The sequence below is a fragment of the Mesorhizobium sp. M7A.F.Ca.CA.003.01.2.1 genome (assembly GCF_003998945.1).
Classification (GTDB): Bacteria; Pseudomonadota; Alphaproteobacteria; order Rhizobiales; family Rhizobiaceae; genus Mesorhizobium; species Mesorhizobium ciceri.
Map to the genome: position 1 here is coordinate 1 of NZ_RZRA01000170.1, position 7,380 is coordinate 7,380.

The following is a 7,380-nucleotide window of genomic DNA, read 5'->3' on the forward strand; positions in this document are numbered from 1 at the left end:
GTCCTGAAATATGGCGTCGGCGGCGGAAACCTGCGCGACAAGGGCACGGCGCTGGCTTCCACTGCCAACTTCCTCAAGGGCCATGGCTGGCGGGCAGGTGCGAGCGCGAGTGCGAATATGGGCGCGATTGCCGGCTGGAATTCCGCGAGCGTCTATCAGCAGGCCATCGCCCGCATTGCCACGGCGATCGACGGCGATTGACGGAACATGCACCGGGCAGAAGGCCCCGGCCATTTTTGACTTGATCGAAAACCCGGCGTGAATGCCGGGTTTTTATTTGATTTCGAGCGTGTAGGAGCAGCCGGCCAGGGTCTTGCCGGGATGGGACTCGACGGTCGAGACGTTGAGCTTGACGTCGGTGGAGAAGGTCAATCCTTCCGACTCTTCGGTGCTTTGGACAACGACCTTTTCGCCAAGGAATTTTTGCGGCGTGGAAAACACGGCCATGACGTCGAGTTCTTTTGCAAGCTCCGGCGCGGCAACGCCGTCGAGCACGGCCATCGGCCCCGCAGCGGTAAACACGATCGATCCTGTCTCGCGGTTGAACACGCGGATTTTGGCCGGCAGTTCGTATTGGCTGAGAAACGGATTGGCGGAGGCAACCTCCTTCCAGCCAAGCGTTTCAACGGCACCCGGTGCGCTGGACAGCCACAGGGCAAAGTCGTTGTAAGTCGGAACGTCCGCCCTGCACTCGATCAGCGCGGGAAGGTCAAGAGAGGCGGGGTCGAACTCCTGGCCGGCGGCCGGCGTCGCCAGAACAACCAGCGGCGCCAGGCAGCGACCGAAACCGCGCATCCGCCCTACTTGGCGCGGTTGCGCGCTGCCAGCGTTCTCAGCCGCAGTGCATTGAGGCGGATGAAGCCGGCGGCGTCCTTCTGGTCATAGGCGCCACGGTCATCCTCGAAAGTGACCAGCGCATCGGAGTAAAGCGTCTTCTTCGACTTGCGGCCGGTGACCATGACGTTGCCCTTGTAGAGCTTGAGCCGCACCGTGCCCTCGACGTCTTCCTGGCTCTTGTCGATCATCGCCTGCAGCATCAGCCGTTCGGGCGCAAACCAGAAGCCGTTATAGATCAGCTCGGCGTAACGCGGCATGAACTCGTCCTTGAGGTGGGCCGCACCTCGGTCGAGCGTGATCGATTCGATGGCCCGGTGGGCGGCGATCAGGATGGTGCCGCCTGGCGTTTCGTAGACGCCGCGCGACTTCATGCCGACGAAGCGGTTCTCGACCAGGTCGAGCCGGCCGATGCCATTGTCGCGGCCGAGATCGTTGAGCGCCGCCAGCATGGTTGCCGGCGACAGCTTCTTGCCGTTGAGCGCGATCGGGTCGCCCTTCAGGAACTCGATCTCGATCTCGGTGACCTTGTCGGGCGCATCCATCGGCGAAACGGTGCGCTGGTGGACGAATTCCGGCGGCTCGCTCCATGGATCTTCCAGAACCTTGCCCTCGGAAGAGGAGTGCAGCAGGTTGGCGTCGACCGAGAACGGCGCCTCGCCCTTCTTGTCCTTCGGCACGGGGATCTGGTGCTGTTCGGCAAAGTTCATCAGGTCGGTGCGCGACTTGAACGACCAGTCGCGCCACGGCGCGATGACCTTGATGTCGGGGTTCAGTGCGTAAGCCGAGAGCTCGAAGCGAACCTGATCGTTGCCCTTGCCGGTGGCGCCATGCGCGATCGCATCGGCGCCGGTTTCCCGGGCTATATCGACCAGATGCTTGGAGATCAGCGGCCGGGCGATCGAGGTGCCGAGCAGATAGGTGCCTTCATAGACGGTGTTGGCGCGGAACATCGGGAAGACGAAGTCGGCGACGAATTCCTCGCGCACATCGACGATACGGATGTCCTTGATGCCCATCATCTCGGCCTTGCGGCGCGCCGGTTCCAGCTCTTCACCCTGACCGAGATCGGCGGTGAAGGTGATGACCTCGGCGCCGAACTCGGTCTGCAGCCATTTCAGGATGATGGATGTGTCGAGACCGCCGGAATAGGAGAGCACGACTTTCTTGATGTCTTTGGTTTTGGACATTTTTACCCCGTCGGTGGCGGACGCCCCAGCCTGGGCGTCACAGATTGTCGCAGCGCCTTTTAGCAGGAACGGCAGAGCGAGCAAGCACGCGTGCATGCATGGCTTCTGGTCCAGCGCATGGCGGGAGCGCGATGCCTGGGCCGTGGCGTTTTGGCGGGACCGTGCCATGGCGCCCCGCATCGCAGCACTAAGAAGATGCAGTTCAGCACGGAGCGCGGTCTATCCGCGCGACGGGGCCGACCGCGAGCGGTTGGTCAGCAACGCCGACCTTGCCATGTACCGGGCGAAGAACGACGTGACGCGAGCCGTCTGCTTCTACGAATCCGCCATGGACGAGACGGCGCGGGCGCGCCGCGCCTTGGCCACCGACCTTCGCCAGGCGATCGACCGCGGCGAGCTTTCGCTTCACTATCAGGTGCAGACCTCGGTCCCGACCGGCGCCACCTGCGGCTACGAAGCGCTGCTGCGCTGGACCCATCCCGTGCATGGCATGATCCCGCCCGCCGAATTCATCCCGATTGCCGAAGAGAACGGCTCGATCATGGCGATCGGCGAATGGGTGCTGCGGACCGCGTGCCGGCAGGCGGCCTCGTGGGGCAATGGCCACAAGATCGCGGTCAATTTGTCGCCGGTGCAGTTCGCCCATGCCGATCTCGCCAAGCTCGTCCATCAGATCCTGATCGAGACCGGGCTGTCGCCGAAACGGCTGGAGCTGGAGTTGACCGAATCGACGATCGTCGCCGACAAGGTGCGCACGCTGCATGTCCTGCGCCAGGTCAAGGCGCTTGGGGTGACGATCGCGATCGACGATTTCGGCACCGGCTATTCATCGCTCGATACGCTGCGCTCGTTTCCCTTCGACAAGATCAAGCTCGACCGCTCATTCATGGCCGATGTCGAGCGAAGCCCGCAGGCCAAGGCCATCATCCGGGCGGTGCTGACGCTGGGCCGCAGCCTCGACATTCCGGTGCTCGCCGAAGGCGTCGAGACACATGTCCAGCTCACCATCCTGCAGGTCGAAGGCTGCAATGAGGCGCAAGGCTATTTTCTCGGCCGGCCCAAGCCGATCGACCAGATCACCGGGGACACCGATGTCCGCAACGATCGACTCTTCGCGGAGGAGCCAGCGAGGATACGGCTGAGCAGGCAGGCATAGGACTGCCGCGGCCGGCGCCCAGCGAATGCCGTGCAGACGCCTGCTGGATCGAGATCGGATCGCTGCTGTGTCTGGCGTCGACATGGCGCATCCTGTATAGGCCTCCCAATTCCCCGGGGCCGCTCATGTCGTTCATTCCAGACACCACCACGCTGATCCAGTTCGCCATCGCCACGGTCATCCTGGCGATCACGCCGGGGCCGGACATGACCCTGTTCGTCTCGCGCACGCTGAGCCAGGGCCGTGCCACCGGCTTTGCCTCGATGGCCGGCGCGCTGTGCGGCACGCTGATCCACACCACGCTGGTGGTGGTCGGCGTCTCGGCGCTGATCGTCGCCTCGCCGATGGCATTCTTCGTGCTGAAGATCTTCGGCGCCGGCTATCTCGTCTTCCTGGCCTGGCAGGCAATCACCAGGGGCTCGGCCTTTTCGCCGGAGAAGAAGACGGGACCCGAGATTTCGCTGTTGCGCAGCTGGGCGGCGGGCCTCGGCGTCAATCTGCTCAACCCGAAGATCATCCTGTTCTTCATGACCTTCCTGCCGCAGTTCGTCTCCGCACATGATCCGAACGCACCGGGAAAGCTGTTTTTCCTGGGCACGATGTTCATCGTGCTGTCGGTCCCGGTGACGGTGCCGATGGTGCTGGCGGCGGAAAAGTTTTCGGCGGCGATGAAGGCAAGCCCGCGCGTTACGCGGGTGGTCGACTATCTGTTTGCCGGCGTGTTCTCCGCCTTCGCCCTCAAGATCCTGACGGCCCAGGCGAAGTAGGCGCCGTCATCCTGTCCGGCCATCCTCTTTTGATTCTGGTTCGCCTTGCCACCAGCTTGCGGCCCAGCGCCCGGCGCTGAGCCAGTAAAAGATACCACCGACCATGCCGCTGCCGATCACGGCCATGATGGCGCTGGTGTCCCTGACGGCGAAGGCGGTGTCACCGCTGTGGTCGGCAAGCCCGAGGAAAACACCGGCAACCACCGCGCCCGCCAGCGCATAGAACAGCCAGTCGCGCCGGCCCAGGATTTCGGCAAGCAGGATGACGACAGAGGCCGGCATCAGGGCGAAATAGGCGACGAACAGGGCGGCGAAGGGAATTGAAAAATACAGGGAAGCCGTCGCCGTCGGATGCGCATGCTCCGGCGTGTAGCCGAGCGATGCCAGGAACAGGATGTTGAGGAAGGCGCTCGCCGCCAGCGAGGCGACGGCATAGCCGAACAGGATGACGGTGAAACGGATGAGGTAGCCGACGAGACGCGCCATCAATCCCGGCCCAGATTCCGGCCCGTGCCGGACCTGCGTCCAGCCAGAAGCCAGTAGATCCAACCGGCGGCGATGCCGGCGGTGGCGAGAAAACCCAGAAAGCCCGGATTGAAGACAAAGCTGCTGGCCGAGCGCGGCATGGATACGCCAAAGGCAATGGACGTGATCGCACCAGTGGCGGCGAAGTAGAACCATCCTCGAAGTGAGAACCGTTCGGCGACAAAGAGCGCCGGGCCGACGATCAACAGCGCGCCGATCATTACGGTCAACACGGCGAGCGGGAACGAGCCAAGCCAGTCGAAGGCGAAAATGATCGACCAGTTGCCGTCTTCGATGCCTTCCAGAAGAGCGATCAGCAGCACCGGCACCAGGATCGAGGTCAGCACGGCGGCGATATAGCCGACCGCCATGATGGCGAGGCGTCTTAGGCAGGCGAAGGGGCGGTTCACGCCTCGCCGTGCCCCGCTATCATCATCGCTTCCAGAGCCAGCCGGTCGACCTTGCGCATGCGCTCGGAGTCGGATTTGAGCTGGCCGCAGGCGGCGAGGATGTCGCGGCCGCGCGGCGTGCGGATCGGCGAGGCATAGCCGGCATTGTTGATGTAGTCGGCGAATTTCTCGATCGTTTCCCAGTCCGAGCACTGGTAATTGGTGCCCGGCCACGGGTTGAACGGGATCAGGTTGATCTTGGCCGGAATGCCCTTGAGCAGCTTGATCAGTCCCTTGGCGTCCTCGATGGAATCGTTGACGTCCTTCAGCATCACATATTCGAAGGTGATGCGCTTGGCGTTCGACAGGCCGGGATAGGCGCGGCAGGCGGCGATCAGTTCCTTCAGCGGATACTTCTTGTTGATCGGCACAAGCAAGTCGCGCAGATCGTCATTGGTGGCATGCAGCGAGATTGCCAGCATGACGCCGATTTCCTCGCCGGTGCGGAAGATTTCCGGCACGACGCCGGAGGTCGACAGCGTGATGCGCCGCTTCGACAGGGACAGGCCGTCACCGTCGGAAGCGATCAGCAGCGCCTTCTTCACCGCTTCGAAATTGTAAAGCGGCTCGCCCATGCCCATCATGACGATATTGGACACTTTGCGGCCTTCGGCCGGCACGATGGCGCCGTCGGGCGTGTCGCGGTCAGGGAAATCGCCGAGCCGGTCGCGGGCGGTGAGCAGCTGGGCGAGGATCTCCTCGGCCGTCAGATTGCGCACCAGCTTCTGCGTGCCGGTGTGGCAGAACGAGCAGGTCAGCGTGCAGCCCACCTGCGAGGAGATGCACAGCGTGCCGCGACCCTCTTCGGGAATGTAGACGGTTTCGATCTCGACAGGCCGGCCGGCGCCGCGCGGCGGAAAGCGGAACAGCCACTTTCGCGTGCCGTCGGCGGAAATCTGCTCCTCGACGATCTCGGGCCTGGCGACGGTGAAATGCTTGTCGAGCTCAGCACGCAGATCCTTGGAGATGTTGAACATGCCGGCGAAATCGGAGACGCCGCGCACATACATCCAGTGCCACAGCTGCTGGGCGCGCATTGTCGCCTGGCGCTCGGGCACAGCGCCTGATGCAACCAGAGTCTCGGCGAGTTCGATCCGCGTCAGGCCGATCAGCGACTGCTTTTCGGGCTGTGCCGAGCGGGCACGCAACGCGTCGCGGGCGCTGTCAGTGGTGAGATCGAATGAAAGGGTCATGGTTGCACTGATATAAGCGGTTTGCGGCCGATTTCACGCATCGTGCCGGAAAGGAAGCGCGGCGCATAGCACAGGTTGAGGGCAGAGTCATGCTCAGCTAGCTTTACGATCTACGATCGCCTTGGAACGACGTCGGCACCGCCCCTCGTCATGGCGGGCATTTCTCTCCCGATAATGCCTGTCTTGCGGCGGCAGCGCGTTTGGCTGATGGCTTCCCCCACTCCGTCGAGCGTAGCTCGACGGAGTGGGGGTCGACCTTTCACCGAAGCGATGCTTCCGCCTGGCACTCAGGCGAGCGCCAACGACAGGTTTTTCCGGCGCTAGTTTAATAGACTGCCCAGCTGTGTTAGGCCGAAACATTCCCCGCTCGAGGACAGACATGGCCGGCACATCGCGAAAATATCCCATGCTGCGGCGTTCGCGCGCGATGTGGGGCTCACGGCGGGTCTGGCAGCCGCGCCTGGTGTTCTGGGCCGGCGCGCTTGGCATCGGTGTGATCAGCGTGCTGTTCGCGGTGCTGGCCGACAGGGCGCAGGAACTGTTTCAACTGATGACAGGAGATGCAGGCGGCTGGCGTTTCTATCTGCCGCTTGCCATTACGCCGTTGGGTTTCGTGCTGTGCGCCTGGCTTGCCCACACCTTCTTTCCCGGTTCGCAAGGCAGCGGCATTCCGCAGGCGATCGCCGCCCGCCATCTGCGTGACGACGAGGACCGCAGCCACATCCTGTCCCTCAAACTGGTGGCCGGCAAAATCATGCTCACCATCGTCGGCCTGTTCTGCGGCGCCTCGATCGGCCGCGAGGGTCCGACGGTGCAAGTCGGCGCGTCGCTGATGCTGCAGGCGGCACGCTGGGGCGGCATGGTGCAGGCCCGGGGTCTGATCCTGGCCGGGTCGGCCGCCGGGATTGCCGCCGCCTTCAACACGCCGCTGGCCGGCATCGTCTTCGCCATCGAGGAGATGGGCCGCACCTATGAGGCGCGAACCAACGGGCTGGTGCTGACGGCGGTGATCCTGGCCGGTCTCGCTTCGCTCGGGCTGCTCGGCAACTACACCTATTTTGGCGTCGCCAGGGACACCATCTCGTTTGCCGCCGAGTGGCCGCTGGTGATTGCCTGCGGCGTCATCGGCGGCGGGTTCGGCGCGCTGTTCTCGCTGCTGGCGTTGAAGGCGACGCGGCGGATCCGGCGCTGGAACACTGGGCAGCCTTTGCGGCGCGCCCTGATCGTGGCCGCAATCTGCGGGCTTGCGGTGGCGGTGATCGGCAT

General features: G+C 63.7%; 7 protein-coding genes and 2 pseudogenes. 4 read left to right on the forward strand and 5 right to left on the reverse strand.

Annotated elements, in window-relative coordinates; translation table 11 throughout:
• Positions 1-201: pseudogene (locus tag EN969_RS09670) on the forward strand (lytic murein transglycosylase); the annotation flags it as partial.
• A 72-nt stretch (positions 202-273) separates the two neighbouring features.
• Here EN969_RS09670 and EN969_RS09675 read toward each other — a convergent pair.
• On the reverse strand, positions 274-795 hold the full coding sequence (locus EN969_RS09675) for a hypothetical protein (RefSeq protein ID WP_027162880.1): 522 nt from the start codon (positions 793-795) through the stop codon (positions 274-276).
• Between the two features lie 5 nt (positions 796-800).
• Entirely contained in the window at positions 801-2,024 is a 1,224-nt protein-coding gene (locus EN969_RS09680; protein ID WP_063169556.1) for an argininosuccinate synthase, read from the reverse strand.
• Positions 2,025-2,238: 214 nt separating this feature from the next.
• On the opposite strand from EN969_RS09680, the pseudogene EN969_RS09685 reads away from it, so the two are divergent.
• Together EN969_RS09685 and EN969_RS09690 are read left to right on the forward strand one after the other, a co-directional pair.
• A pseudogene (locus EN969_RS09685) lies at positions 2,239-3,180 on the forward strand (GGDEF domain-containing phosphodiesterase); the annotation flags it as partial.
• Between the two features lie 125 nt (positions 3,181-3,305).
• Complete coding sequence (locus EN969_RS09690; RefSeq protein WP_013528810.1) at positions 3,306-3,947, forward strand: LysE family translocator; 642 nt, start codon at positions 3,306-3,308, stop codon at positions 3,945-3,947.
• A 6-nt stretch (positions 3,948-3,953) separates the two neighbouring features.
• Here the strand turns inward: EN969_RS09690 and EN969_RS09695 are convergent, their stop codons facing one another.
• Genes EN969_RS09695 through rlmN form a run of 3 tightly spaced genes read right to left on the reverse strand, consistent with a single transcriptional unit; the run spans position 3,954 to position 6,114 of the window.
• On the reverse strand, positions 3,954-4,433 hold the full coding sequence (locus EN969_RS09695; RefSeq protein ID WP_063169555.1) for a hypothetical protein: 480 nt from the start codon (positions 4,431-4,433) through the stop codon (positions 3,954-3,956).
• Positions 4,433-4,843 carry a hypothetical protein gene (locus tag EN969_RS09700; RefSeq protein WP_224618958.1) on the reverse strand — a complete coding sequence of 137 codons (411 nt, stop codon included), beginning with the start codon at positions 4,841-4,843 and terminating at the stop codon, positions 4,433-4,435. The genes EN969_RS09695 and EN969_RS09700 overlap by 1 nt, the downstream gene beginning before the upstream one ends.
• A gap of 35 nt (positions 4,844-4,878) precedes the next feature.
• A complete protein-coding gene (gene rlmN / locus EN969_RS09705; protein ID WP_063169553.1) occupies positions 4,879-6,114 on the reverse strand; it encodes a 23S rRNA (adenine(2503)-C(2))-methyltransferase RlmN in 1,236 nt (411 codons plus the stop codon).
• A 379-nt stretch (positions 6,115-6,493) separates the two neighbouring features.
• Here rlmN and EN969_RS09710 point away from each other — a divergent pair.
• Positions 6,494-7,380, forward strand: an 887-nt coding sequence (locus tag EN969_RS09710) for a chloride channel protein (RefSeq protein ID WP_164758199.1), incomplete at its 3' end; no start/stop codon positions are given.